Origin of the sequence: Pseudomonas sp. COR18 (assembly GCF_048568395.1) — a bacterium.
Taxonomy (GTDB): Bacteria; Pseudomonadota; Gammaproteobacteria; order Pseudomonadales; family Pseudomonadaceae; genus Aquipseudomonas; species Aquipseudomonas fuscovaginae_B.
Map to the genome: position 1 here is coordinate 3,694,913 of NZ_CP183808.1, position 25,614 is coordinate 3,720,526.

At 63.3% G+C, this 25,614-nt stretch carries 28 protein-coding genes; 12 read left to right on the forward strand and 16 right to left on the reverse strand.

Annotated features, from left to right (window positions below; all coding sequences use genetic code 11):
• Positions 1-63 precede the first annotated feature (63 nt).
• Together hisD and hisC are read left to right on the forward strand one after the other, a co-directional pair.
• The gene (gene hisD / locus ACM62G_RS17080; protein ID WP_054058977.1) at positions 64-1,386 is read left to right on the forward strand and encodes a histidinol dehydrogenase; all 1,323 of its coding nucleotides are present in this window, start codon (positions 64-66) and stop codon (positions 1,384-1,386) included.
• A gap of 12 nt (positions 1,387-1,398) precedes the next feature.
• On the forward strand, positions 1,399-2,451 hold the full coding sequence (hisC, locus tag ACM62G_RS17085; protein ID WP_419735206.1) for a histidinol-phosphate transaminase: 1,053 nt from the start codon (positions 1,399-1,401) through the stop codon (positions 2,449-2,451).
• Positions 2,452-2,624: 173 nt separating this feature from the next.
• Here the strand turns inward: hisC and algW are convergent, their stop codons facing one another.
• Positions 2,625-3,782, reverse strand: a complete 1,158-nt coding sequence (gene algW / locus ACM62G_RS17090) for a Do family serine endopeptidase AlgW (protein WP_054061740.1) — start codon at positions 3,780-3,782, stop codon at positions 2,625-2,627.
• 101 nt (positions 3,783-3,883) lie between these two features.
• On the opposite strand from algW, the gene ACM62G_RS17095 reads away from it, so the two are divergent.
• The 3 genes from ACM62G_RS17095 to cysN all read left to right on the forward strand — a co-directional run bounded on the left by ACM62G_RS17095 (position 3,884) and on the right by cysN (position 7,639).
• Positions 3,884-4,642 carry a Nif3-like dinuclear metal center hexameric protein gene (locus ACM62G_RS17095; protein WP_273823398.1) on the forward strand — a complete coding sequence of 253 codons (759 nt, stop codon included), beginning with the start codon at positions 3,884-3,886 and terminating at the stop codon, positions 4,640-4,642.
• A gap of 167 nt (positions 4,643-4,809) precedes the next feature.
• Complete coding sequence (cysD, locus tag ACM62G_RS17100) at positions 4,810-5,727, forward strand: sulfate adenylyltransferase subunit CysD (RefSeq protein ID WP_017904285.1); 918 nt, start codon at positions 4,810-4,812, stop codon at positions 5,725-5,727.
• 13 nt (positions 5,728-5,740) lie between these two features.
• Positions 5,741-7,639: a sulfate adenylyltransferase subunit CysN gene (gene cysN / locus ACM62G_RS17105; RefSeq protein WP_054058981.1), complete on the forward strand. Its 1,899-nt coding sequence runs from the start codon at positions 5,741-5,743 to the stop codon at positions 7,637-7,639.
• Between the two features lie 336 nt (positions 7,640-7,975).
• Here the strand turns inward: cysN and ACM62G_RS17110 are convergent, their stop codons facing one another.
• From ACM62G_RS17110 to ACM62G_RS17125, 4 genes are all read right to left on the reverse strand, one after another.
• Positions 7,976-8,434: an REP-associated tyrosine transposase gene (locus ACM62G_RS17110; protein ID WP_273825819.1), complete on the reverse strand. Its 459-nt coding sequence runs from the start codon at positions 8,432-8,434 to the stop codon at positions 7,976-7,978.
• Between the two features lie 233 nt (positions 8,435-8,667).
• Positions 8,668-9,573, reverse strand: a complete 906-nt coding sequence (locus ACM62G_RS17115) for an acyltransferase (protein ID WP_419735207.1) — start codon at positions 9,571-9,573, stop codon at positions 8,668-8,670.
• A 101-nt stretch (positions 9,574-9,674) separates the two neighbouring features.
• Entirely contained in the window at positions 9,675-11,774 is a 2,100-nt protein-coding gene (pta, locus tag ACM62G_RS17120) for a phosphate acetyltransferase (protein WP_054061736.1), read from the reverse strand.
• 56 nt (positions 11,775-11,830) lie between these two features.
• Complete coding sequence (locus ACM62G_RS17125) at positions 11,831-12,169, reverse strand: DUF3565 domain-containing protein (RefSeq protein WP_419735208.1); 339 nt, start codon at positions 12,167-12,169, stop codon at positions 11,831-11,833.
• Here ACM62G_RS17125 and ACM62G_RS17130 point away from each other — a divergent pair.
• The 3 genes from ACM62G_RS17130 to ACM62G_RS17140 all read left to right on the forward strand — a co-directional run bounded on the left by ACM62G_RS17130 (position 12,138) and on the right by ACM62G_RS17140 (position 14,600).
• Positions 12,138-12,623, forward strand: coding sequence for an FKBP-type peptidyl-prolyl cis-trans isomerase (locus ACM62G_RS17130; RefSeq protein WP_054057319.1), 486 nt, complete (start codon positions 12,138-12,140; stop codon positions 12,621-12,623). The two genes, ACM62G_RS17125 and ACM62G_RS17130, sit on opposite strands and share 32 nt — an antisense overlap.
• 136 nt (positions 12,624-12,759) lie before the next feature.
• Positions 12,760-13,242, forward strand: coding sequence for a glutathione peroxidase (locus tag ACM62G_RS17135; RefSeq protein ID WP_054057318.1), 483 nt, complete (start codon positions 12,760-12,762; stop codon positions 13,240-13,242).
• A gap of 254 nt (positions 13,243-13,496) precedes the next feature.
• On the forward strand, positions 13,497-14,600 hold the full coding sequence (locus ACM62G_RS17140; protein ID WP_273825817.1) for an NADH:flavin oxidoreductase: 1,104 nt from the start codon (positions 13,497-13,499) through the stop codon (positions 14,598-14,600).
• Between the two features lie 3 nt (positions 14,601-14,603).
• Here ACM62G_RS17140 and ACM62G_RS17145 read toward each other — a convergent pair whose 3' ends face one another.
• The gene (locus ACM62G_RS17145; RefSeq protein WP_419735209.1) at positions 14,604-15,782 is read right to left on the reverse strand and encodes a glycosyltransferase family 4 protein; all 1,179 of its coding nucleotides are present in this window, start codon (positions 15,780-15,782) and stop codon (positions 14,604-14,606) included.
• 147 nt (positions 15,783-15,929) lie between these two features.
• Between ACM62G_RS17145 and ACM62G_RS17150 the strand changes: the two genes are divergently transcribed.
• Entirely contained in the window at positions 15,930-16,508 is a 579-nt protein-coding gene (locus tag ACM62G_RS17150) for a hypothetical protein (protein ID WP_054061733.1), read from the forward strand.
• 50 nt (positions 16,509-16,558) lie between these two features.
• Here the strand turns inward: ACM62G_RS17150 and cysZ are convergent, their stop codons facing one another.
• Positions 16,559-17,314 (reverse strand): sulfate transporter CysZ, encoded by a 756-nt coding sequence (gene cysZ / locus ACM62G_RS17155; RefSeq protein ID WP_419735210.1) that lies wholly within the window; start codon positions 17,312-17,314, stop codon positions 16,559-16,561.
• Positions 17,315-17,616: 302 nt separating this feature from the next.
• On the opposite strand from cysZ, the gene trxB reads away from it, so the two are divergent.
• Complete coding sequence (gene trxB / locus ACM62G_RS17160) at positions 17,617-18,579, forward strand: thioredoxin-disulfide reductase (protein ID WP_054057313.1); 963 nt, start codon at positions 17,617-17,619, stop codon at positions 18,577-18,579.
• Positions 18,580-18,748: 169 nt separating this feature from the next.
• On the opposite strand, the gene ACM62G_RS17165 is transcribed toward trxB, so the two are convergent.
• From ACM62G_RS17165 to ACM62G_RS17190, 6 genes are all read right to left on the reverse strand, one after another.
• Entirely contained in the window at positions 18,749-19,087 is a 339-nt protein-coding gene (locus ACM62G_RS17165) for a HopJ type III effector protein (protein ID WP_010445219.1), read from the reverse strand.
• Complete coding sequence (locus tag ACM62G_RS17170) at positions 19,080-19,376, reverse strand: DUF1244 domain-containing protein (RefSeq protein ID WP_054057312.1); 297 nt, start codon at positions 19,374-19,376, stop codon at positions 19,080-19,082. The genes ACM62G_RS17165 and ACM62G_RS17170 overlap by 8 nt, the downstream gene beginning before the upstream one ends.
• Positions 19,377-19,453: 77 nt before the next feature.
• Positions 19,454-19,825, reverse strand: a complete 372-nt coding sequence (folX, locus tag ACM62G_RS17175) for a dihydroneopterin triphosphate 2'-epimerase (protein WP_419735211.1) — start codon at positions 19,823-19,825, stop codon at positions 19,454-19,456.
• Complete coding sequence (folE, locus tag ACM62G_RS17180) at positions 19,826-20,386, reverse strand: GTP cyclohydrolase I FolE (RefSeq protein ID WP_054057310.1); 561 nt, start codon at positions 20,384-20,386, stop codon at positions 19,826-19,828.
• Positions 20,387-20,409: 23 nt separating this feature from the next.
• Positions 20,410-21,120 carry a dihydromonapterin reductase gene (gene folM, locus ACM62G_RS17185; protein WP_273825811.1) on the reverse strand — a complete coding sequence of 237 codons (711 nt, stop codon included), beginning with the start codon at positions 21,118-21,120 and terminating at the stop codon, positions 20,410-20,412.
• A 92-nt stretch (positions 21,121-21,212) separates the two neighbouring features.
• Positions 21,213-21,782 (reverse strand): antibiotic biosynthesis monooxygenase, encoded by a 570-nt coding sequence (locus ACM62G_RS17190; RefSeq protein WP_273825810.1) that lies wholly within the window; start codon positions 21,780-21,782, stop codon positions 21,213-21,215.
• 212 nt (positions 21,783-21,994) lie between these two features.
• Between ACM62G_RS17190 and ACM62G_RS17195 the strand changes: the two genes are divergently transcribed.
• On the forward strand, positions 21,995-22,954 hold the full coding sequence (locus ACM62G_RS17195; protein ID WP_419735212.1) for a MerR family transcriptional regulator: 960 nt from the start codon (positions 21,995-21,997) through the stop codon (positions 22,952-22,954).
• A gap of 20 nt (positions 22,955-22,974) precedes the next feature.
• Here the strand turns inward: ACM62G_RS17195 and ACM62G_RS17200 are convergent, their stop codons facing one another.
• Together ACM62G_RS17200 and ACM62G_RS17205 are read right to left on the reverse strand one after the other, a co-directional pair.
• Positions 22,975-23,580, reverse strand: a complete 606-nt coding sequence (locus ACM62G_RS17200; RefSeq protein ID WP_054060564.1) for a hypothetical protein — start codon at positions 23,578-23,580, stop codon at positions 22,975-22,977.
• 67 nt (positions 23,581-23,647) lie between these two features.
• Positions 23,648-24,112 (reverse strand): PAS domain-containing protein, encoded by a 465-nt coding sequence (locus ACM62G_RS17205; protein ID WP_054060565.1) that lies wholly within the window; start codon positions 24,110-24,112, stop codon positions 23,648-23,650.
• 154 nt (positions 24,113-24,266) lie between these two features.
• Here ACM62G_RS17205 and ACM62G_RS17210 point away from each other — a divergent pair, with 154 nt between their 5' ends.
• The gene (locus ACM62G_RS17210) at positions 24,267-24,722 is read left to right on the forward strand and encodes a flavodoxin (RefSeq protein WP_419735213.1); all 456 of its coding nucleotides are present in this window, start codon (positions 24,267-24,269) and stop codon (positions 24,720-24,722) included.
• On the opposite strand, the gene ACM62G_RS17215 is transcribed toward ACM62G_RS17210, so the two are convergent.
• Entirely contained in the window at positions 24,703-25,599 is an 897-nt protein-coding gene (locus tag ACM62G_RS17215; RefSeq protein WP_054060567.1) for a LysR family transcriptional regulator, read from the reverse strand. The two genes, ACM62G_RS17210 and ACM62G_RS17215, sit on opposite strands and share 20 nt — an antisense overlap.
• Between the last annotated feature and the right edge of the window lie 15 nt (positions 25,600-25,614).

The following is a 25,614-nucleotide window of genomic DNA, read 5'->3' on the forward strand; positions in this document are numbered from 1 at the left end:
GCGCCCACCGGGCGCCTGAGACTTGCTGTTCCCAAGCATTCGCCAATTATTGAGGCCCTCGCTATGACTACGTCCACCGCCATTCGCCGACTCAACGCTGCCGATCCCGATTTCGCCCATCATCTGGATCATCTGCTGAGCTGGGAAAGCGTGTCCGATGACTCGGTCAACCAGCGGGTGCTGGATATCATCAAGGCGGTGCGCGAGCGCGGCGATGCCGCCGTGGTCGAGTTCACCCAGCGCTTCGATGGCCTGGAGGCGGCCTCGATGGCCGACCTGATCCTGCCGCGCGAGCGCCTGGAACTGGCCCTGACCCGCATCACCCAGGCCCAGCGCGAAGCCCTGGAAAAGGCCGCCGCCCGTGTGCGCAGCTATCACGAACGGCAGAAACAGGACTCCTGGAGCTACACCGAGGCCGATGGCACGGTGCTGGGCCAGAAGGTCACGCCGCTGGATCGCGCCGGCCTGTACGTGCCCGGCGGCAAGGCATCCTACCCATCCTCGGTGTTGATGAACGCGATTCCCGCCAAGGTCGCCGGCGTCGGTGAGGTGGTGATGGTGGTGCCGACCCCGCGTGGCGAGGTCAACGAACTGGTCCTGGCGGCGGCCTGCGTCGCCGGTGTCGACCGGGTGTTCACCATCGGTGGCGCCCAGGCGGTCGCGGCGCTGGCCTACGGTACCGAGAGCGTGCCGCAGGTCGACAAGGTGGTCGGCCCCGGCAACATCTATGTGGCCACCGCCAAGCGTCATGTCTTCGGCCAGGTCGGCATCGACATGATCGCCGGTCCTTCGGAGATCCTGGTGGTCTGCGACGGCCAGACCGATCCGGACTGGATCGCCATGGACCTGTTCTCCCAGGCCGAGCACGACGAAGATGCCCAGGCCATTCTGGTCAGCCCCGATGCGGCGTTCCTCGACCGCGTTGCGGCGAGCATCGACAAGCTGCTGCCGACCATGGACCGTGCACCGATCATCGAGACCTCGATCAATGGTCGCGGCGCGTTGATCCAGGTACGCGACATGCAACAGGCGATCGAGGTCGCCAACCGTATCGCGCCGGAACACCTGGAGCTGTCGGTTGCCGACCCGCAGGCCTGGCTGCCGCAGATCCGCCACGCCGGCGCGATCTTCATGGGCCGTCATACCTCAGAGGCCCTGGGGGACTACTGCGCCGGTCCCAACCACGTGCTGCCGACCTCCGGCACCGCGCGCTTCTCGTCGCCGCTGGGGGTCTACGACTTCCAGAAACGTTCGTCGATCATCTTCTGTTCCGAACAGGGTGCGTCCGAATTGGGCAAGACCGCTTCAGTACTGGCCCGCGGCGAGTCGTTGAGCGCCCATGCCCGCAGCGCGGAATACCGGATCGTCGCCGAAGACCAGGAATAAGGGGAAACAAGCATGAGCAAGTTCTGGAGCAAATTCGTCAAGGACCTGGTGCCCTACGTGCCGGGTGAGCAGCCCAAGCTGACCAGGCTGGTCAAGCTCAATACCAACGAAAACCCCTACGGCCCGTCGCCCAAGGCCCTGGCGGCGATGCAGGCCGAGGTCAACGACAACCTGCGCCTGTATCCCGACCCCAACGGCGACCGACTCAAGCAGGCCGTGGCCGACTACTACGGCGTGCAGACCAGCCAGGTGTTCCTCGGCAATGGTTCCGACGAAGTCCTGGCCCATATCTTCCACGGTCTGTTCCAGCAGGATCGGCCGCTGCTGTTCCCGGACATCAGCTACAGCTTCTATCCGGTCTACTGCGGCCTCTACGGGATCGACTTCGAGGCGCTGGCGCTGGACGAGCAGTTCCAGATCCGCGTGGCCGACTATGCCCGGCCCAACGGCGGGATCATCTTCCCCAACCCGAACGCGCCAACCGGCTGCCTGCTGGCGCTGGACGCGGTGGAGCAGATTCTCCGGAGCAGCCCGGATTCGGTGGTGGTGGTCGATGAGGCCTACATCGACTTCGGTGGCGAGACGGCCATCAGCCTGGTCGATCGTTATCCGAACCTGCTGGTGACCCAGACCCTGTCCAAGTCGCGTTCCCTGGCGGGGCTGCGGGTCGGCCTGGCGGTCGGGCATCCGGACCTGATCGAGGCGCTGGAGCGGGTCAAGAACAGCTTCAACTCCTATCCGCTCGATCGCATGGCGATTGCCGGCGCGGCGGCGGCGTTCGAGGACCGGGCGTATTTCGAGCAGACCTGTCGCCAGGTCATCGAAAGCCGTGAGCGGCTGGTGGCGCAACTGCAGGCCAAGGGGTTCGAGGTGCTGCCGTCGGCGGCGAACTTCATCTTCGCCCGGCACCCGCAGCACGACGCCGCGGCACTGGCAGCGAAGGTACGGGAACAGGGGGTGATCGTGCGTCACTTCAAGCAGGAGCGTATCGCTCAGTTCCTGCGGATCACCATCGGTACACCGGAGCAGAACCAGGCGCTGATCGAGGCTCTGGGCGAGCTTTGATCGCCTGATCCTTTGTAGCCGTATAGAGGGAGCGGCGGCAGGATTTATGGGGGGCGTCGGATTTATCCGCGAAAGGGTCCTTGAGGAACGCTAAAAGGCTTCGCGGATAAATCCGGCTCCCACAGAATGGACTGCCATGGAACGCCGCTCCCTCAGGGGGCAGGCGTCTTTGCCTATTCTTCTTCCTGTGGCGCCGTCTGCTGTGGCGGACGCAAGCCGATCTCTGCCGTCAGCTTGAGCTCCTTGCCATTGCGCAGCACCTGGATCGCCACCTTGTCGGTCGGTTTGATCCGCGCTACCTGGTTCATCGACTTGCGCCCGTCATTGGCCGGTTCGCCGTCGATACTGAGGATCACGTCACCCAGCTGCAGGCCGGCCCGTTGCGCCGGCCCGTCACGGAAAATACCCGCCACGACGATGCCCGGACGTCCACTGAGGCCGAACGACTCCGCCAGTTCCTGGGTCAGCGGCTGCACTTCGATACCCAGCCAGCCACGGATCACCTGGCCGTGCTCGATGATCGCCTTCATCACCTCGACCGCCAGATTGATCGGGATTGCGAAGCCGATGCCCTGGGAGCCGCCGGACTTGGAGAAGATCGCCGTGTTGATCCCGGTCAGGTTGCCGTTGGCATCGATCAGCGCGCCGCCGGAGTTGCCGGGGTTGATCGCCGCGTCGGTCTGGATGAAGTCTTCGTAGTTGTTCAGGCCCAGCTGGTTGCGCCCGGTGGCGCTGATGATGCCCATGGTGGTGGTCTGGCCGACACCGAAGGGGTTGCCGATGGCCAGGGCGATATCGCCGATGCGGATCTTGTCCGAGCGGCCGATGGTGATCGATGGCAGGTCCGGCAGGTCGATCTTGAGCACCGCCAGGTCGGTTTCCGGATCGCTGCCGATCACCCGTGCCAGGGTCTCGCGACCGTCCTTGAGCGCCACGACGATCTGGTCGGCGCCGGCGGTCACGTGGTTATTGGTCAGCAGGTAACCGCTCTTGCTCATGATCACCGCCGAACCCAGGCTGGACTCCATGCGCTTCTGCTTGGGCAGGTTGTCGCCGAAGAAACGCCGGAACTGCGGGTCTTCGAACAGCGGATGGCTGTTCTTGTTGACCATCTTGGTGGTGTACAGGTTGGCCACCGCCGGCGCGGCAAGGTTCACCGCATCGGCATAGGACACCGGACCCTGCTGGATGGTCGCGGTCTGCGGGGCCTGTTGCAGGTTCACATCCAGGTCAGGCAGGCCGACCCACTGGGGGTAACGCTGGATAATCAGCAAAGCGGCCAGCACGCCGACCACCAGCGGCCAGCCGAAAAAACGCAGAGCCTTGAGCATTGAACACGTCCTGGGAGGTTGCAGGCCATCCGGGACGGCCCATAATGTCGCGCATTATACGAGGCTGCGAGCGCCTCTGGATGGGATATTGAGGAGTTTTTATGGCCGTTGCCCTGAGTACCCTGGTCGAGGAGGCGAACCGCTTTCTCGGTATTTCGCGAATCGCCGATTACTGCCCCAACGGCCTGCAGGTGGAGGGTCGGCCGCAGGTCTATCGGATCGTCAGCGGCGTCACCGCCAGCCAGGCGCTGCTCGATGCGGCGGTGGAGGCCGAGGCCGATCTGGTGCTGGTGCATCATGGCTACTTCTGGAAGGGCGAGGACCCTTGTGTCGTAGGGATGAAGCAACGCCGGCTGAAAACCCTGCTCAAGCACGACATCAGTCTGCTGGCCTACCACCTGCCGCTGGATCTGCACCCGGAAGTCGGCAACAACGTGCAGCTTGCCCGCCAGCTGGATATCACCGTCGAGGGGCCTCTGGACCCAGAGAATCCCAAAGTGGTCGGCCTGGTCGGCTCCCTCGGCGAGCCGATGACCCCGCGCGACTTCGCCCACAAGGTCCAGGGCGTGCTGGGGCGTGAGCCGCTGCTGATCGAGGGCAACGAGATGATCCGCCGGGTCGGCTGGTGCACCGGTGGTGGCCAGGGCTATATCGACCAGGCGGTGCTGGCCGGGGTCGACCTGTACCTGAGCGGCGAGGCGTCCGAGCAGACCTTCCACAGCGCCCGGGAGAATGGCATCAGCTTCATCGCCGCCGGCCATCATGCGACCGAGCGTTATGGCGTCCAGGCCCTGGGCGATTACCTGGCGCGGCGCTTCGCCCTGGAACACCTGTTCATCGACTGCCCGAACCCGATATGAGCCCGCCGGGCCGGCCTCCGGAAAAGGGGCGGCAGCCAAACGAGGCGATATATTCTTATATCGTTTCGATCTATCCGGCCTAATCAATAGAATAGGTCGCTGTGCTAGCATGCCTGGCTCGAACACGGCCCGCAGGCCGTCCACAAGAACGCTTTTCGTGAGTAGCCATGGTCGACAAACTGACGCATCTGAAACAGCTGGAGGCGGAAAGCATCCACATCATCCGCGAGGTGGCCGCCGAGTTCGACAACCCGGTGATGCTGTACTCCATCGGCAAAGATTCCGCCGTAATGCTGCACCTGGCCCGCAAGGCGTTTTTCCCCGGCAAGTTGCCGTTTCCGGTGATGCATGTCGACACCCAGTGGAAATTCCAGGAGATGTACAAGTTCCGTGATCGCATGGTCGCGGAAATGGGCCTGGACCTGATCACCCACGTCAACCCGGAAGGGGTGGCGCAGGGCATCAACCCGTTTACCCACGGCAGCTCCAAGCACACCGACATCATGAAGACCCAGGGCCTCAAGCAGGCGCTGGACAAGCATGGCTTCGACGCGGCCTTCGGCGGCGCCCGTCGTGACGAAGAGAAGTCCCGCGCCAAGGAGCGCGTGTATTCCTTCCGCGACAGCAAGCACCGCTGGGATCCGAAGAACCAGCGTCCGGAGCTGTGGAACGTCTACAACGGCAAGGTCAACAAGGGCGAGTCGATCCGTGTCTTCCCGTTGTCGAACTGGACCGAGCTGGACATCTGGCAATACATCTACCTTGAAGGCATCCCGATCGTGCCGCTGTACTTCGCCGCCGAGCGTGAAGTCATCGAGAAGAACGGCACCCTGATCATGATCGACGACGAGCGCATCCTCGAGCACCTCAGCGACGAGGAAAAGGCCCGTATCGTCAAGAAGAAGGTGCGTTTCCGTACCCTTGGCTGCTACCCGTTGACGGGCGCGGTGGAGTCCGAGGCCGAAACCCTCACGGACATCATTCAGGAAATGCTCCTGACGCGTACTTCCGAGCGCCAGGGCCGGGTCATCGACCACGATGGCGCCGGTTCCATGGAAGACAAGAAACGTCAGGGCTATTTCTAATTAGGGTCTAAGCATGTCGCACCAATCCGATCTGATCAGCGAGGACATCCTCGCCTACCTGGGCCAGCACGAACGTAAAGAACTGCTGCGCTTCCTGACCTGCGGCAACGTCGATGACGGCAAGAGCACCCTGATCGGGCGCCTGCTGCACGACTCCAAGATGATCTACGAAGACCATCTGGAAGCCATCACCCGCGATTCGAAGAAAGTCGGCACCACCGGTGAGGACGTCGACCTGGCGCTGCTGGTCGACGGCCTGCAGGCCGAGCGCGAACAGGGCATCACCATCGATGTGGCCTACCGCTATTTCTCCACCGCCAAGCGCAAGTTCATCATCGCCGACACCCCCGGCCATGAGCAGTACACCCGCAACATGGCCACCGGTGCCTCCACCTGTGACCTGGCGATCATCCTGGTCGATGCCCGTTACGGCGTGCAGACCCAGACCCGTCGCCACAGCTTCATCGCCTCCCTGCTGGGCATCAAGCACATCGTCGTCGCCATCAACAAGATGGACCTCAAGGACTTCGACCAGGGCGTGTTCGAGTCGATCAAGGCCGACTACCTGAAGTTCGCCGAAGGCCTGAAGATGAAGCCGTCGAGCATGCACTTCGTGCCGATGTCGGCGCTCAAGGGCGACAACGTGGTGAACCGCAGCGAGCGTTCGCCGTGGTACACCGGCCAGTCGCTGATGGAAATCCTCGAGACCGTGGAAGTGGCGGGCGACCGCAATCTCACCGACCTGCGTTTCCCGGTGCAGTACGTCAACCGGCCGAATCTGAACTTCCGTGGTTTCGCCGGCACCCTGGCCAGCGGCATCGTGAAGAAGGGCGACGAGGTCGTGGTCCTGCCGTCGGGCAAGAGCAGCCGCGTGAAGTCCATCGTCACCTACGAGGGCGAACTGGAGCATGCGGGTCCCGGCCAGGCCATCACCCTGACCATGGAAGACGAGATCGACATCTCCCGTGGCGACCTGCTGGTGCATGCCGACAACGTGCCGCCAGTGACCGACAGCTTCGAGGCCATGCTGGTCTGGATGGCCGAGGAGCCGATGCTGCCGGGCAAGAAATACGACATCAAGCGCGCCACCAGCTACGTGCCGGGCTCGATTGCCAGCATCGTCCACCGGGTCGATGTGAACACCCTGGAAGAAGGCTCGGCCAGTGCCCTGCAACTGAACGAGATCGGCAAGGTCAAGATCGCCCTGGATGCACCGATCGCTCTGGATGGTTACGACAGCAACCGCACCACCGGGGCGTTCATCGTCATCGACCGCCTGACCAACGGCACCGTCGGCGCCGGCATGATCGTCGCCCAGCCGCTGGCCCATGGCAGTGCCACCCACCATGGCAAGCTGGCCCATGTCGCGACCGAAGAGCGTGCCCAGCGTTTCGGCCAGCAACCGGCGACCGTGCTGTTCACCGGCCTTTCCGGCGCGGGCAAGAGCACCCTGGCCTATGCCGTGGAGCGCAAGCTGTTCGACATGGGCCGTGCGGTGTTCGTCCTGGATGGCCAGAACCTGCGCCACGACCTGAACAAGGGGCTGCCGCAGGACCGTGCCGGCCGTACCGAAAATTGGCGCCGTGCCGCCCACGTGGCGCGCCAGTTCAACGAAGCCGGCCTGCTGACCCTGGCCGCTTTCGTCGCGCCGGATGCCGAAGGCCGTGAACAGGCCAAGGCTCTGATCGGCGGCGAGCGCTTGGTCACCGTCTACGTCCAGGCTTCGCCGCTGGTCTGCCGCGAGCGTGATCCACAAGGCCTGTACGCGGCCGGTGGCGACAACATCCCCGGCGAGTCCTTCCCGTACGATGTGCCGCTCAATGCCGACCTGGTGATCGACACCCAGGCCCTGTCGCTGGAAGACAGCGTCAAGCAGGTGCTGGATCTGCTGCGTCAGCGCGGCGCGATCTAAGCCTCGCCGGCAACTGAAAAGCCCGCGACCGAGCGATTGGTCGCGGGCTTTTTCATGGGCCTTCAGATCGCTTTCGCGGGCAAGCCACGCTCCTACAGTGCTTCGTCGTTCACAGGACGGGTGCATGGCACAACCCTGTATGGTCGTTCACAGGACGGGTGCACGGCACAACCCTGTATGGTCGTTCACAGGGCGGGTGCACGGCACAACCCTGTATGGTCGTTCACAGAGCGGGTACACGGCACAACCCTGTATGGTCGTTCACAGGACGGGGCACGACACAATCCTGTAGGAGCCGGGCTTGCCCGCGAATGCGTCCTCAAATCCACTACAAGATTAAAGCCAGACAGCATCCCAAAGCGGATAATCCCCAATCCGCTCCACCAACCCCGCCCGCAACGGATTGGCCACGATATAGCGTGCCGCCGCTCGCAAATCTTCCTCCCGACGCAACGCCCGGTCATGAAAACCTTTCTGCCAGAGCGCTCCGGTTCTCTGCATTCGCCGGTTTACCGCCAACGCCGTGCGGGATTTGGTCTTGCCCATCAGCTCACCGAGACTGGCCTTCTGCAGTTCGACCAGCCAGTGAAAATGGTCCGGCATCACCACCCAGGCCAGGGAAAGGGCCGCGTGTTCTTCCTGCGCGGTCCTGAAGCTCCGTACCAGCAGGCGGCCCAGGTGGAAATTGCTGAACAGCGGTTCGCGGTCGGACAGTACGGCAGTCAGCAGGTAGATCCGACCGGGTTCGGAATAGCGGCCGGTGCGCAGGTTCTTGGCTTTGTAGCGGTGCGTCATCCTCGCGGCTTCCGAGATATTGAGAAGATCTCAAGCTACAGCAGCGGGGACTGGGGATTGGAGGTGTGCAAGGGAACGGGAGGTGTCGGAGAGTTCTGAGGCGTTTTGGGGGATCTTGCGGGCCCATTCGCGGGCAAGCCCGGCTCCTACAGGGTTGTGCCGTACATCTGTTCGATAAACGGCGCGCCCATGTAGGAGCGTGGCTTGCCCGCGAATGCAATGCCACTGACACCTCAGGCCTTGGCGGGGTACTCACTGTGCAGGCGCGCGAGCAAGGCATCCTTGTCCGCCCACAGCTGGTTGATCCAGGCCTGGAACGCCTGGCGGTACTCGGCATCCTGTTCGTAGTTGCGGCCGATGAATGCCGCCGGGATCTGTAGTTCCTCGAAATGCACCACCACCTCACGCACGTTGCCGCACAGCAGGTCCCAGAACCCCGGCCGTCCCGCCGGATAGTGAATGGTCACATTGACGACGGACTCCAGCTGCTCACCCATCGCGTCCAGCACGAAGGCAATACCGCCGGCCTTGGGCCTGAGCAGGTAGCGGAATGGCGATTGCTGCTGCGCATGCTTGTCGGCAGTGAAGCGCGTGCCTTCGGCGAAGTTGAAGATACCCACAGGGTTGTTGCGAAATTTCGCGCAGGTCTTGCGCGTGGTTTCCAGGTCCTTGCCCTTCTTTTCCGGATGCTTTTCCAGGTAGGCCTTCGAATAGCGCTTCATGAAGGGAAAGCCCAGGGCCCACCAGGCCAGGCCGATCACCGGGACCCAGATCAGTTCCTGCTTGAGGAAGAACTTCAGCGGGCGGATCCGCCGGTTGAGCACGTACTGCAACACCAGGATGTCGACCCAGCTCTGGTGATTGCTGGTGACCAGGTAGGAGTGCTGGTAGTCCAGCCCCTCCAGACCGCTGAGGTGCCAGCGGGTCTTGCTGACCAGTTGCATCCAGGCCTTGTTGTTGCTGATCCAGGCCTCATGGGTGTGGTTCATCAGCCAGTGGCTCAAGCGCTGGGTCAGGGCAAAGGGCAGGGCCTTGAACAGTGCCACGCCGAACAGGAACGAGCACAGCAGCAGGGTGTTGAGGGCCAGCAGCAGCGAGGCGAGCAGGCCGCGCAGGGGCGCCGGGAGGAAGTCGAGCATGGTGTCTTTCTCAGGGATACGTTCTTGTTTGAGCGAGCGGCCGCAGCCCTCACGCCTTATGGCATGAGGGTAGCGGACGTCGATGCGATCGTGCAGCCGGTTCAGATATCCACAGGTCGGTTGGCGGCCTGAATGGCCGTCAGGGCGATGGTGTAGACGATGTCATCGACCTGGGCGCCGCGCGGCAGGTCGTTGACCGGCTTGCGCAGGCCTTGCAGCATCGGCCCCAGGCTGACGCAGTCGGCACTGCGTTGCACGGCCTTGTGGGTGGTGTTGCCGGTGTTCAGGTCGGGGAACACGAACACCGTGGCGCGGCCAGCGACCTGACTGTTGGGCGCCAGTTGCCGGGCGACGTTTTCGTTGGCGGCGGCGTCATATTGCAGCGGGCCGTCGATCAGCAGGTCGCGCTGGGCTTCGTGGGCCAGCAGCGTGGCCTCGCGGACCTTCTCCACTTCCTCGCCGCTGGCCGATTCGCCACTGGAATAGCTGATCATCGCCACCCGCGGGGCGATGCCGAACGCCTGGGCCGAGTCGGCGCTCTGCAGGGCGATTTCCGCAAGCTCCGTGGCGGAGGGGTGCGGGTTCATCACGCAGTCGCCGTAGACCAGCACCTGCTCGGGGAACAGCATGAAGAACACCGACGACACCAGGGTGCAGCCCGGCGCGGTCTTGATCAGTTGCAGGGCCGGGCGGATGGTGTTGGCGGTGGAGTGGATCACCCCGGAAACCAGGCCATCGACCTCGTCCAGCGCCAGCATCATGGTGCCGATCACCACCGGGTCTTCCAGTTGCTGCTCGGCCATCGGCGTGTTGAGGCTCTTGTTCTTGCGCAGGGCCACCATCGGCTCGGCATAACGTCCGCGAATCTCGTCCGGGTCGAGAATCTCCAGCCCCGGCGGCAGCTCGAAACCGTGGGCCTTGGCCACCGCCTCGACATCCGCCGGCCTGGCCAGCAGCACGCAACGGGCGATGCCCCGCGCCTGGCATATTGCCGCGGCCTGGACGGTCAGCGGCTCGCTGCCTTCGGGCAGGACGATGCGCTTGTTGGCCTGCTGGGCGCGCTGGATCAGTTGATAGCGGAACACCGCCGGCGTCAGACGCATTTCCCGCGGGGTGCCGCAGCGCTGGTGCAGCCACTGGGCATCGAGGTGGCTGGCGACGAAATCGGTGATGATTTCCGCCCGCTCGCGGTCATCGACCGGGATTTCCTTGTTCAGGCTGTTGAGCTGGTTGGCGGTGTCGTAGGAGCCGGTGCTCACCGACAGCACCGGCAGGCCGGCCTGCAGGGCGCCGCGGCAGAGTTCCATCAGCCGCGGGTCGGGCTTGGTGTCGCTGGTCAGCAGCAGGCCGGCCAGCGGCACGCCGTTGAGTGCCGCCAGGCTGACGGCGAGGATGATGTCGTCGCGGTCGCCGGGGGTCACCACCAGCACGCCCGGCTTGAGCAGTTGCAGGGTGTTGAGGACGGTGCGGGCACAGAGGATGATCTTCGACATGCGCCGGGTTTCGTAGTCGCCGGCATTGAGCACCTGGGCGCCCAGCAGTTCGGCGACGTCGCGGGTCCGCGGTGCGTTGAGTTCCGGCTGGTACGGAATGCAGCCGAGCAGGCGGAAGTCGCCGCTGCGCAACAGCGGCGAGTGTTCCTTGAGACGGGCGGCAAAGGCTTCCATGCTCTCGTCGGTGCGCACCTTGTTGAGGATCACGCCGAGAACCTTGGGGTCCTTCGGGCCGCCAAACAGTTGCGCCTGCAACTCGACCCGGCCGGACAGTTCGGTCAGCACTTCGTTTTCCGGTGCCGAGACCAGGATCACCTCGGCATCCAGGCTTTTCGCCAGGTGCAGGTTGACCCGCGCGGCATAGCTGGCGCTGCGGGTCGGGACCATGCCCTCGACCACCAGCACGTCCTTGCCGATTGCGGCCTGCTGGTAGAGGGTGATGATTTCTTCCAGCAGTTCGTCGAGCTGGCCGTCGCCGAGCATCCGCTCGACATGGGCCAGGCCCAGTGGCTGGGGGGGCTTGAGACCGTGGGTACGGGCCACCAGTTCGGTCGAGCGCTCCGGCCCGGTATCACCCGGATGCGGCTGGGCGATGGGCTTGAAGAAACCGACCTTCAGGCCGGCGCGTTCCAGCGTGCGGACCAGCCCGAGGCTGATCGAGGTCAGGCCCACGCCGAAATCGGTGGGCGCGATAAAGAAAGTTTGCATGCGTAGTCTCTTGTGGAGCGCAACTGCGGGGACCGATGGTTGATCCCCTGCGATGTTCAGACGCCAAGGTTAGCGCTAACCGAGCCCTGTGCGCACCAACCACATTCAAAGGGCTGGCCGATTCGCGCCGAACGCTGCGTCGGTTCCTGCACCCAGGCACGCGACTGCCACGGCGGCTGGTGGCGCAGGTGCTGGGTGTGGCCGCAGGACAGTTCGGCGACCCAGTGGCCGTCCTCGTCCTGATGGAAACCGAGGATGAAAGATGGGGTCGGTTCAACCCGTCCGTCCGGGTTCCGTTCGCTTTCGGACGAATCCTTGTTTAGACTTGTCCGTTCTTCATTCTTCTGCAAAAGGTCTCGCCCCATGCTGATCGCTGCCAATAAGGCTGTGTCCATCGACTATACCCTGACCAACGACGCTGGTGAGGTCATCGACAGCTCTGCCGGCGGCGCGCCGCTGGTGTACCTGCAAGGTGCAGGCAACATCATTCCAGGCCTGGAAAAGGCCCTGGAAGGCAAGGCCGTGGGTGACGAACTGAACGTCACCGTCGAGCCTGAAGATGCCTACGGCGAATACTCCGCTGAACTGGTCAGCACCCTGAGCCGCAGCATGTTCGAAGGCGTCGACGAGCTGGAAGTGGGCATGCAGTTCCACGCTTCCGCTCCGGATGGCCAGATGCAGATCGTCACCATCCGTGACCTGGACGGCGACGACGTCACCGTCGACGGCAACCACCCGCTGGCTGGCCAGCGCCTGAACTTCAAGGTCAAGGTCGTCAACATCCGTGACGCGAGCCAGGAAGAAGTCGCCCATGGTCACATCCATGGCGAAGGCGGCCATCACCACTGAGTTCTGCTGCTAAGCTCTGGTTGTAGGAAGGCGCCCACGGGCGCCTTTTTAGTCCGCCGCGGTTTCGTCGCTGGAAACCGGTCGTGGTGTCGGGCAACAATGTCGGGACGTAACAGGGGATTATCGGGAGTTCGCCATGAGTGCTTTTCACGACCTTACGCTGGTGGCGCTGGACGGCCAGGACCTGCCTCTCGCTCCCTTCAAGGGGCATGTCGTGCTGGTGGTCAATGTCGCCTCCAAATGTGGCCTGACGCCGCAGTACGCGGCACTGGAAAACCTCTACCAGCAGTACAAGGGCCAGGGGTTCACGGTGCTGGGCGTGCCGTGCAACCAGTTCGCCGGCCAGGAGCCGGGTTCCGAAGACGAGATTCGCGAGTTCTGCAGCCTCAACTACGGGGTGACCTTTCCGTTGAGCCGCAAGCTGGAAGTCAACGGCCATGATCGTCATCAGCTCTATCGGCTGCTGGCGGGCGAGGGGGCCGAGTTTCCCGGGGACATCACCTGGAACTTCGAGAAGTTCCTGATGGGCAAGGACGGGCGCGTGCTGGCGCGTTTCTCGCCGCGTACGGCGCCGGATGATCCGGCGGTGATCCAGGCCATCGAGAAGGCGTTGGCCTGATACCGGTCCGTGGCAGCCGGACTGCCTGGGTCGGACCAGTGGGAGCGGGCTTTGGCTTGACCGTGAAGCTTTTGGCGGCCTTGCGGTCCCCTTCGCGGGCAAGCCCGCTCCTGTAGGGTTCAGCGTCTTTCGGGTGCGGCCGGTTTCCTCACACTTTTCGAGCTTGATCACTCAGATCAATAGTGCTGTGCGTGGCGCTGACGGCGGAATATTATCCTGATCATAAATTCCCCTTCAGCCGTGGAGTGCCACCCATGTCGGTCCAAGCCTTGTTCAAACCTTTCCACCTTGGTGCCCTGGAACTGCCGACCCGGGTGGTGATGGCACCAATGACCCGTTCGTTTTCCCCAGGCGGCGTGCCCAATTCGAAAGTCATCGAGTACTACCGCAAGCGGGCGGCGGCGGGTGTCGGCCTGATCGTCACCGAGGGCACCACCGTCGGCCACCCGGCGGCCAACGGGTACCCGAACGTGCCGCATTTCTATGGCGAGGCGGCCCTGGCCGGCTGGAAGAAAGTGGTGGAGGCGGTACACGCCGAAGGCGGCAGGATCGTTCCGCAGCTCTGGCACGTGGGTAACGTGCGGCGCCTGGGTACCGAGCCGGATGCCAGCGTTCCCGGCTACGGCCCGAGCGAAAAACTCAAGGACGGCCAGGTGGTGGTCCACGGCATGACCCACCAGGACATTCAGGACGTGATCGCCGCGTTCGCCCAGGCGGCGAAGGATGCCAAGGCCATCGGCATGGACGGTGTCGAGATCCACGGCGCCCACGGCTACCTGATCGACCAGTTCTTCTGGGAAGGCAGCAACCAGCGCAGCGACGAATACGGCGGCAGCCTGGCCAACCGTTCGCGCTTCGCCATCGAGTTGATCCAGGCCGTACGCGCCGCCGTCGGCCCGGACTTCCCGATCATCTTCCGTTTCTCCCAGTGGAAGCAGCAGGACTACACCGCGCGGCTGGTGCAAACCCCGCAGGCGCTGGGTGAGTTCCTCAAGCCGTTGGCTGATGCCGGCGTGGATATCTTCCACTGCTCCACCCGACGTTTCTGGGAGCCGGAGTTCGAGGGTTCGACACTCAACCTGGCCGGCTGGACCCGCAAGCTGACCGGCAAGCCGACCATCACCGTGGGCAGCGTCGGCCTGGATGGCGAGTTCCTGCAGTTCATGGTCAATACCGACAAGGTGGCCCAGCCGGCCAGCCTGGAAAAGCTGCTGGAGCGCCTGAACAACGATGAGTTCGACCTGGTGGCGGTGGGCCGCGCGCTGCTGGTCGATCCGGACTGGGCGGTGAAAGTGCGCGACGGGCGTGAGCAGGACATCCTGCCGTTCAGCCGCGAGGCCCTGACCAGCCTGGTCTGAGGGCTATCGCGGAACCGGGGGCGCATGGGGCGTCCCCTGTTCCGCTTCGCAGGCGCCGCGCAACTGCATCTCGAACTGCTCGACGATCGCCCCCCAGCTCTGCCGGCTGGCATGCTGGCGCGCGTTCAGGCGCACGTTACGCAGGGTTTCCCTGCCTTCGAGCAGCCAGCAGGCGGCGTCACGAAAGGCTTCCTCATCGCCGGGCATCGCCAGCACGCCGTTGTAGCCATGGCGAATATGCTGGGCCGCCGCTGCCTGGTCATAGGCGACCACCGCCAAACCCGAGGCCAGCGCTTCGAGCACCACATTGCCGAAGGTTTCGGTCAGGCTGGGAAACACGAACAGGTCGCCGCTGGCATAGTGCGCCGCCAGGGTCTCGCCACGCTGGGTGCCGCAGAAAATCGCCCCGGGCAGTTCCTTCTCCAGCGTGGCGCGCAGTGGACCGTCGCCAACCACGATCAGCTTCAGCGTCCGTTGTGGATAAGTCGTCTGCAGGGCCTGGAAGGTACGGCCCAGCAGGCCGAGGTTCTTCTCGGTCGCCAGCCGTCCGACATACATCACGGCGATATCGTCCTGCGCCAACCCCCAACTTTCCCGCAGTGCATGCTGCCGCTTGGCCGGGTGGAACAGTTGGCTGTCGACGCCCCGCGACAGCAGTTCCAGGCGTTCGAAGTGCCGCCGCTCCAGCTCCAGGCGCTGGCTGACACTGGGCACCAGGGTCAGCTTGGAGCGGTTGTGGAACCAGCGCAGGTAATGGGTCAGCAAGCGCGTCAGCATCCCCAGGCCGTACTGGTGGGAGTATTGCTGGAAATTGGTGTGGAAACCGCTGACCACGGAGATTCCCAGGCGGCGTGCCGCGCGCAACGCGGAGAGGCCCAGGGGACCTTCGGTGGCGATGTACAGCACGTCCGGGCGCTGGCGTTTCCAGCGGCGCAACAGCTTGTGCATCGACGACTGACCCCATTGCAGGCCCGGATAGCCCGGCAGTGGCCAGCCGCGACACAGCAACAGTTCGGTGTCACTGGGACGGGTCTGGTCGCAGCTCTGGCGCGGCCGCACCAGCTCGATCTGGTGGCCCCGGGCGCGCAAACCCTCGCACAGGCGGCCAAGGGTATTGGCCACGCCGTTGATTTCGGGTGGGAAGGTTTCGGTGATCAGGGTGATATGCAGAGCTGTCGTCATGGTTGCAGTATTCACCCGGGCCCGTTGCGGGGTTGTGGCATTTGGGTGATGGATTTGTGACGGAGGCTCCAGAGTGCCCTTCGCGTCCTCGATATCCGGGGCACTGGCTCGTTATCATCAGGTGTCCACCACGTTCAAGGAGATCCCGTGACCGACAATATCTATGCGCCGCCCCAGGCGGACCTGAATGCACCGCGCAGCGAGGCCATCGGCCGCTTCTACGTGGTTTCGAAAACCAAGTTCTTCCTGCTGTTCATCTTCAGCCTGGGGATTTACCAGATCTACTGGTCCTACAAGAACTGGAGCCAGTACAAGGCGTCGACCCAACTGGATATCTGGCCGGCTGCCCGCGGGCTGTTCGCGATCTTTTTTGTCCACGCGCTGTATCGCCATGTCGAAAAGAGCATCCTGGCCAGTGGCCGCGGCTATCGCTGGGATGCCTCGCTCTGGGCGACCCTGTTCGTGGTCTTCGCGGTACTCGGCAACGTGCTGGAGATGCTGGTCAGGAAGAATATCGGCGGCTCGCTGCTGGTGGTGCTCAGCACCTTCTGGGTGTTTGCCCAGGTCTTCGTCACCTGGCAGGGCCAGCAGGCGATCAATTTTGCCAGCGGTGATGTCGAGGGTGACAGCAACGCCAGCTTCAGCCCGCTCAATTACCTGGTGATCGTGCTCGGCGGTATCGTCTGGGTGCTCGCCCTGATCGGCATCTTTGCACTCCCGAGCTGAAATGAGCACCGGGCCGATGACTGGCCCGGTGCCATGTGACTGGCCTGGCGTCAGCGTGCAACCGGCGCCAGTGCATCATCCCCGCGTTCCCGTACCCAGAACAGCGTTGCCCCGGCAATCGCCGCCGGCATCATCAGCAGGTTGACCACCGGAATCAGCAGCGCCAGGTAGACGCTGCCACCGAAGCTCATGCTCTGCCAGCGCTTGCTGCGCAGCCAGGCGAGCATGTCCTGCCAGCTCATCTTGTGGTTGTCCGCCGGATAATCGATGTACTGGATCGCCATCATCCATACGCCGAACAGCAACCACAGCGGGGCGGCGACGATATTCACCACCGGGATGAACGACAGGATGAACAGCCCGATGGCCCGTGGCAGGAAATAGCCCAGCTTGCGCATTTCCCGGGCCAGGGTCCGTGGCACCATCGCCAGCAGTTCGCCCCAGCTGAAGGCTGGGAAGTTGTCATTGCCGCGCACCACCACCTCGACCTTTTCCGCAAGAAAACCGTTGAACGGCGAGGCGATGATGTTGGCCAGCATCGTGAAGGTGAAGAACACCATCAGGATCACCAGCACCACGAACAGCGGCCAGAGGATGTAGTTGAGAAAGCTCAGCCAGCCGGGCAGGGTCGGCATCAGGTGATCGACCCAGAGGCTGAACTCATGGCCGGCGAAATAGATCAGCCCGACGAACAGCACCAGGTTGACCAGCAGCGGCAGCAGGACAAACAGGCGTAGCCCCGGGCTCAGGACCAGTTTGAGGCCCTCGCGCAGGTAGTGTGGGCCGGACATCACGGGTGCGGGCATAACGGGCTCCGAAGCAGGTGAAAACGCGCCGACCTTACCGGCTTTGCACAGGCGGTGAAAGCGTCGACATTTAAGGTAACAAAGGGATCGGGCAGAACGTCCCTATGGATAGAGACCTGCTATGAGCTGGATTGTTATTGCGTATTTCCTTAATCTTTGCCCCCTCGTTACGCTGCACAACATTATTTTTCAGGACTGTGTGCTACAAGCCTTCCCCAAGCGCTTTCGCAGTCCTTTTTTATTCCAGCCGGTTCGCCGGCGTTCCGTCCCGGTGCCATACGGGCGGTCGACAGGAGTGAGTCATGTCTGAAGTACGTCATTCGCGAGTGATTATTCTCGGTTCCGGCCCTGCCGGTTACAGTGCGGCGGTCTATGCGGCTCGGGCCAACCTCAAGCCGCTGCTGATCACCGGCATGCAGGCCGGCGGCCAGCTGACCACCACCACCGAAGTCGACAACTGGCCCGGTGACGTGCACGGCCTGACCGGCCCGGCGCTGATGGAGCGCATGCGCGAACACGCCGAGCGTTTCGAAACCGAAATCGTCTTCGACCACATCAACGCGGTGGACTTCGCCAAGAAGCCCTACACCCTGGTCGGCGATAGCGGCACCTTCACCTGCGACGCCCTGATCATCGCCACCGGCGCCAGCGCCCGCTACCTGGGCCTGCCTTCGGAAGAGGCCTTCATGGGCAAGGGCGTTTCGGCCTGCGCGACCTGCGACGGTTTCTTCTACCGCAACAAGCCGGTCGCCGTGGTCGGTGGTGGCAACACCGCCGTGGAAGAGGCGCTGTACCTGGCCAACATCGCCAGCACCGTGACCCTGATCCACCGTCGCGACACCTTCCGCGCCGAGAAGATTCTGATCGACAAGCTGCACGCCCGTGTCGCCGAAGGCAAGATCATCCTCAAGCTGAACGCCACCCTGGACGAAGTGCTCGGCGACAACATGGGCGTGACCGGTGCCCGCCTGAAGAACAACGATGGCAGCTTCGACGAGATCAAGGTCGACGGCGTGTTCATCGCGATCGGCCACACCCCGAACACTTCGCTGTTCGAAGGCCAGCTGGAACTGAAGGATGGCTACCTGGTGGTGCAGGGCGGCCGTGAAGGCAATGCGACCGCCACCAGCGTCGAGGGTATCTTCGCGGCGGGCGACGTGGCTGACCACGTCTACCGCCAGGCGATCACCTCGGCCGGCGCCGGCTGCATGGCGGCACTGGACACCGAGCGTTACCTGGACGGTCTGCAGAACGCATCGTTCTGAGTGAACCTGAAATGAAAAAACCGGCCCTTGGCCGGTTTTTTTGTATCTGTGCCAGGCAATGCTGTTCTGTGGCACTTGTTCGCGGATAAATCCGGCTCCCACAAGAGCCATCTGCCGCACACCACATAGGTGCCTGACGGGACCATTGTGGGATTTATCCGCGAAAGCCTCAGCGCCGGGTCAGCGGCTGCGCGGTGAACTTCACGCCGGCCAGGCCGTGCTTGATCAGCGCACGGATGTTGCCGTGATCGCTGCCTTCAGGGGTCGCCAGGACCGAACGGTAATGCTCGCCAAACGCCAGCAGCGCCTGCTGGTCGCTCAGGCCTTCGAGCAGGGCCAGGCCGAGGGTCTTGCACGAGCCTTCGTTCTGCCCGGCGGCATTTTCCACGCCACCATTGTTGAAGGCCTGTGGCTGGTAGTCGTAGCCGGCGGCGATGAAGGCCAGGGTGTCGGCAAAGACGTGCTCGCCGCTCTCGAGGCTGGCGCGCAGGGTGTTCAGATCAGTCATGGGGTTTTCCTTTGGCGAATGCCGCCTGTTGTTCGGCACTGGCTTCTTTCTGGTATTGGGCTTTCCACTCGGCGTAAGGCATGCCGTAGACCACTTCACGGGCCTCGTCGAGGCTCAGCTCGATCCGGCGCTCGTCGGCTTCGGCCTTGTACCACTTGGACAGGCAGTTGCGGCAGAACCCGGCGAGGTTCATCAGGTCGATGTTCTGCACGTCCTTGCGGTTGTCCAGGTGGGCGACCAGCCGGCGAAAGGCGGCGGCTTCGAGTTCGAGGCGTTCTTGCTCGGTCATGATGGGCTCTGTGCTTGGGGGAACGTAGGGCGCGATGATATGAGCCTGGCGCCGCGAGCGCCAGGCAGCTCAGGTTTTCAGCGGTTTGCCGCCAGGGTGATCGATACCGACTCGGCGAACCGCAGGGCGTGCGGCTTGTCGACTTCGACCTCGGCGTAGAGCACCGCCTGGTTGCTCATCACCAGGTCCAGCAGTTCCTGGGTCATGCGTTCGAGCAGGGCAAAGCGGTTGCCCTCCACGTGCTGGATGATCGACTTGGTGATGGTGCGGTAATTCAGCGCATGATCGATATCGTTGTCACGCACCGCCTCCTGGGCTGCGTACAGGATGGTCAGGTTGATCAGCACATCCTGCTTGTTGAGGATCTCCTCCTCATTGATCCCGATGAAGGTGCGCAGGCGCAGGTCCTTGACCCGGATCCGGGCCATTCCCGCTTGAAGTTGTGGCATTTACTTGCTCCGTCCGATCAGTTGCAGGAACTCCATGCGGGTGGTGTTCGAGTCGCGGAAGGCGCCGAGCATCACCGAGGTGTTCATGGTCGAATTCTGTTTTTCCACGCCGCGCATCATCATGCACATGTGCTGCGCCTCGATCACCACCGCGACCCCGGCAGCGCTGGTTACCTGCCGGATCGCCTCGGCGATTTCCCGGGTCAGGTTCTCCTGGATCTGCAGGCGCCGGGCGAACATGTCGACGATCCGGGCGATCTTCGACAACCCCAGCACCTTGCCGGTCGGTATGTAGGCGACGTGGGCCTTGCCGATGAACGGCAGCAGGTGATGTTCGCACAACGAGTACAGCTCGATGTCCTTGACGATCACCATCTCGTCGTTGTCCGAGGCGAACAGCGCCCCGTTGACCACCTCGTCGAGGGTTTCGGCATAGCCGTGACACAGGTACTGCATGGCCTTGGCCGCCCGTTTCGGGGTATCCAGCAGACCCTCGCGATCAGGGTCTTCACCCAGGCCGAGGAGGATCTCGCGGTAATGCTCGGGCAGTGATGCGCTCATTGCGTGGTTTCCTCGCGGGCGGCCTACTTGAGGTGCCGGCCGCCATTGACGGTCAAGGTTGTGCCGGTGACATAGGGATTGTCCAGCAGATAGCGCAGGCTCTGGTAGATCACCTCGGCACCGGGCTCGATGCCCATGGCCGACTTGGCCAGGGTCTTGGCGCGGTACGCCGCGTCGTCGTCGGGGTTGAACATCAGCAGGGCCGGGGCGATGCCGTTGACCTTGATCCGCGGGGCGTATTTGGCCGCGAAGGACAGCGTCAGGCTGTCGAGCCCGGCCTTGCTGGCGCAGTAGGCGATGTGCTTGCTGCTGCCCTTGCGGGTCACGTCATCGCTGATATGAATGATGTCGGCCTGTGGCGAACGGCGCAGCAGCTCGGCGCAATGCAGGTTGATCAGGTACGGCGCGAGCATGTGGATGCCGAACATCCGGGTGAAGGCTTCGCTTTCGTCTCCCGGGGTCTCGGCCAGCCACGCCGAAGCATTGTGGACGATCGCCCGCAGGCTGTCGGCGTGCTGCTTGAGGCTGTCGATGAAGGCCAGGATGCCGGCTTCGCTGGCGAAGTCGGCGAACAGCGTGATCGCGCCCTGTTCCCGCAGGCTCTGCACGCCCGGGCGCTCGCTGCGGTAGCTGACGATCACCGGGCAGCCGTCGGCCAACAGCCGCTCTGCGCAATGCAGGCCGACGCGCTGGCTGGCGCCAGTGATCAGGATCGGGGCGGAGGACGATGGCATCGAAGGCTCGCGGCAGGCTGTGAAGGGGTGACCGGAGTCAAACTATACCAGCCACACGCCTTCCACAACCATGCCGCGAGCCCGCGCCAGCCTCAGCGGCTGCGGGTGGGTGCCGTGCCCGGCAGCGTCCGCGGCGGGGTGCCGTGCAGCCAGCCGGCGAGCAGTCGGGTCGACAGGGGAATGAAGCAGTACACCATCATCGGTGTCAGCATCAGGGTGCTGACGAGAATCCGCGGCACCAGTTCCAGCTCGGCCAGCAGGGGCCCCAGCACGAAGTTGAACAGTAGCGACACCGGAAAGAACGCCAGCCAGATCGCCACGCTCTGCTTCCAGCGTGGAGGACGCTGGTCGGTGTTGCCGAACCAGCCTTCCAGGCCGCTGACACGATGTTCGGAAGGCCGTGCGAACAGGTCGCCGCCGCGTTCCAGCCAGGCCTTGCGCGAGGCGGAGTGCTCCCAGGCGTGCAGGGTGTCGGCGTCGCTGAAGCGGAAAATCATCTGGAATTCGTTGTCGCCGGGAGGTGGCGCGAGTACACCGGAACCCAGGTAGCCGGGAAAGTCGGTAGCCAATTGTTCGCCTTGCTGAAGCCAGGCGAGCATGTCGTGATAACGGCCGTCGGCGACGCGACGGGCCACCATCATGGTGACGGGTGAGGTAGACATCATGTATCTCCACAAGACGGGCAGGCTGTCCGGGTAGGACCACTGCGAAATGCAGCACCGGGGTGATGGGCTGCACCTAGAGGTAATGCAAGAATCATTCCCTGTTACGGGAAAAGCACAGGTTGTATTAAACGTAGTGTTTCATGTTTGAAGAAAGTGGTGCGGTATAGGCTAGAATGTCTGGAAAATTTTACACATTGATGTGAAAAAACATGTCTGCCATCAGCGAACGTGACGCGATCGAGCTGCCATTGCCGGCTCTCAAGCAGGAAGAGCTGTTTCCCATCCGCGAGGTTTCGCGCCTGACCGGTGTGAACCCGGTGACCCTGCGTGCCTGGGAGCGGCGCTATGGCCTGATCCAGCCGACCCGCACCGAAAGTGGGCATCGTCTCTATGCCATGAGCGATATCGAGACGGTGCGCAGCATTCTCGGCTGGATCGAGCGTGGGGTGGCCGTCAGCAAGGTGGGCAAGCTGCTGGCGAAGCAGGCGGCGGTGCGGGTGCCCGAGACTGAACGGTTGTTGCCGTTGCCGCTCGAGGACTGGCAAAACTGCCAACTGCAACTGGGCGGCGCCATCAGCCGCTTCGACGAACTGGCGTTGGAGCGCCTGTACGGGCAGATTTTTTCCAGCTATCCGCTGACGGTGGTCTTCCAGAATATCCTGATGCCGCTCTGGCAGGAGTTGCGTGCCCAGCGCGACGCCTACGGCCAGACCAGCGAATGGCTGTTTCTCGACAGCTTCCTGCGTGGCCGGGTGTTGCAGCGGTTGCAATCGGTCAGAGGGGGCACCGGCGAGCGAGTCGTTCTCGCCGCCTTGCCGGGTGATTGCCGCGAACTGGAGCTGCTGGTCGCCGGCCTGTTGCTGGGCAATGGCGAAGGGCCGATCAGCGTACTGGCCATCGGGCAGCCGTTCGACGAGTTGCCGCTGATCTGTGAAAAGGCCCGGCCGCGGGCGCTGGTGTTGTACTCCAACCGCTCACCGGCCTCGGACATGCCCCGGCGGTTGAACCGCCTGGCGCTGGCGGTGGAGTGCCCGGTGATGCTGGCCGGCGATGCCTCGGATCTGCTGCAGGATACGCTGGAAGGCACCAGCATCGGTTGCCTGGGGCACGACGGCCAGTCGATGCGCCAGCGCCTTCAGCAGTTGCTGGCCGGCAAGCTCGATACTTGATGACCCGCCCGTGCAGGCCTTCAGGCGTGAAATTCCGGGTGCGCCAGGCGGTGCTGCTGCAGGATGTACTGGCGCAATCGCTGGATTTCGTCCGGGTTGCTCTGGTTGAGTCGGTAGGCGTACAGGCCCTGTTCGGTTTCGCGCTCGAAACGTCCCTGCAGGGCGATACGTTCATAGCCTGACGGGCTGAACCACTGGTTGAACTGCCGGGGCGGCTTGAGACCGTTGCGCAGTTCCAGCAATACCCCCTTGAACGAAATCTCGCGGACCGCCAGGGCTCCAGGCTGGCCGCGGACGTTCTCCAGGTACACCGGGGTTGCCAGGGCCAGGCGCCACGGGCGGACCCGCGGACCATCCTCGAAGATGCTCGGCACGCCCAGGCGCAGGTGCTGGGCATGGAACTCGTCCTCGACCAGGTGCAGCGGAAAACTCATCTTCTGGTTTTCGAAATTGGCCTGGAGGGTGACCTGCTCATGGGCCGCCAGCCTCGTCAGCAGGTCGCGGATCTGCGACACGCCGTTGACCAGCAGGCTCGACGAATTGTCGCGCTTGTTGAGCTGCGGGTTGTGCTGCATGTTCCGGATGAAATCCAACTCGTCCTGAGTCAGAAGGGCAGTGCGGGGCATGATCGGGCTCGAGAAAACAAGGCGGTCTGGTTGAGGCGGCTGACGCTGCATAAGACAACGGATTGCATCATTGGTTGATGCCACTGGTCGCCCGGAGGGCTTCGAGTTCGGCCTTGACCTCGGCCAGTTGCGCCTCCAGTTGGGCAGCCCGTTGCTGGGCCTTGACCTGGGCCGTGACATCCTTCTGCACACCGACGAAATAGGTCAGTTGGTCGCTTTCGTTGAACACCGGCGAAATCGACAGTTCGTTCCAGAAATGCGTTCCATCCTTGCGATAGTTGCGAATGATATGGCGGCACGGCTGGCGTGTGCGCAACGCTTCGCGAATCAGCGCCAGAGCCGGCTGGTCGCGATCGCCGGACTGCAGGAAACGGCAGTCCTGGTAGAGAATTTCCTCCTTGCTGTATCCGGTAAGGCGTTCGAAGGCGGGGTTGGCGTAGATCAGGATGTTGTCTTCGCCTTCCTGCTCCGCAACCACGATACCTTCGTTGGAGGCATCGATGACAAGTTGCAGCAATTTCGAATTGATCATTGTCGGAGAAATCCACAGTCCATTGGCACGCCATTCAAGTTTAAGAGAATGTCCCGGCGGGTCAATGCCGGCCGGGACGTGTGGAGGGAATTTCAGTGGGAATATTTCTCATCTGGTAATATCCCCGGCTTTACACAGCTCCAGGATGAGATTGATGAAAGTCGCCATTCTTTCCGGCTCGGTCTACGGCACCGCCGAAGAAGTAGCCCGTCATGCCAAGCGGATCCTCGACAAGGCCGGCCTCGAGGCCTGGCATGACCCGCGTGCGAGCCTGGCCGACGTCCAGGCGTTCGCCCCCGAGGCCTTTCTGGCGGTGACCGCCACGACCGGCATGGGCGAGCTGCCGGACAATATCCAGCCGCTCTACTACGCCATTCGCGATCAGTTGCCAGCGGCCTGGCGCGGCCTGCCGGGTGCGGTGATCGCCCTCGGCGATTCGAGTTATGGCGACACCTTCTGCGGTGGCGGCGAACAAATCCGCGAACTGTTCGCCGAACTCGGCCTGCGTGAGGTCCAGCCGATGCTGCGCCTGGACTCCAGCGAAACGGTCACCCCCGAAACCGACGCCGAGCCCTGGCTGGCCGAGTTCATCAGCGTACTGAAAGGTTGACCGGCCGCTCGCGCAGCAGCGCCAGCCAGGCCTGCGCGGCTTGTGACAGATAGGCGCCACGGCGCCAGATGAAGGCGATATCCCAGCGCAGGTCGGTGGGCGAACTGAGGCTCAGGCGGACCACGCCGGGCCGCACCAGCGAGCGTGCGACCACGCTGGGCATCAGCGCCACGCCTTGCCCGGCGGCCACCAGTGCCGCGAGGAAGTCCGCCTGGCCGCTGCGCCCGCTTTCCCTGGGGGTGAACCCCAGCCGCTCGCAGGCCTGGATCAGCCGATGGTTGAGCACGAAACTGCGCTGATACAGCAGAAAGGGCGTGTCGGCCAGTTGCTCCAGGCGAATCGAGCCTTCCTCGGCCAGTGGATGGTCGATTGCCAGCAGTACATCCAGGGGCTCGTCGCAGAACGCCTGGCAGTCGAACGCCGGGTTGCTTGGCGTGAGACCGGCACCCAGCTCCAGCTCGCCACTCAGCACCGCCGGTTCGATGTTCAGGCTGCCGCCCTCGAGCAGTTGGATGGCGATATTCGGATAGCGTCGCCGATACTCGGCGAACAACCCGGCGAACAAGGTATCGCCGCCCAGTTGCGGCAGCCCCAGGCGCAACTCGCCCCGGGCCAGTTGGCTCAGGTCATCGAGTTCGTGCAGCAGCCCGTTGCGCAGACGCAACATTTCCTCGGCCCGTTGCAATACCACCCGGCCGGCAGCGGTCGGCAGCACCTGTGGGCCCTGGCGGTCCAGCAGCATGACCCCGAGGCTGTGTTCCAACTGGGCGACCTGCTTGCTCACCGCCGACTGGCTGATGTGCAGGGTCTTGGCGGCCTGGGTGAAGCCGCCCTGGTGAACCACTTCGACAAAACTGCGCAGTTGCTTGAATTCCATGGGCCAATTCCAATT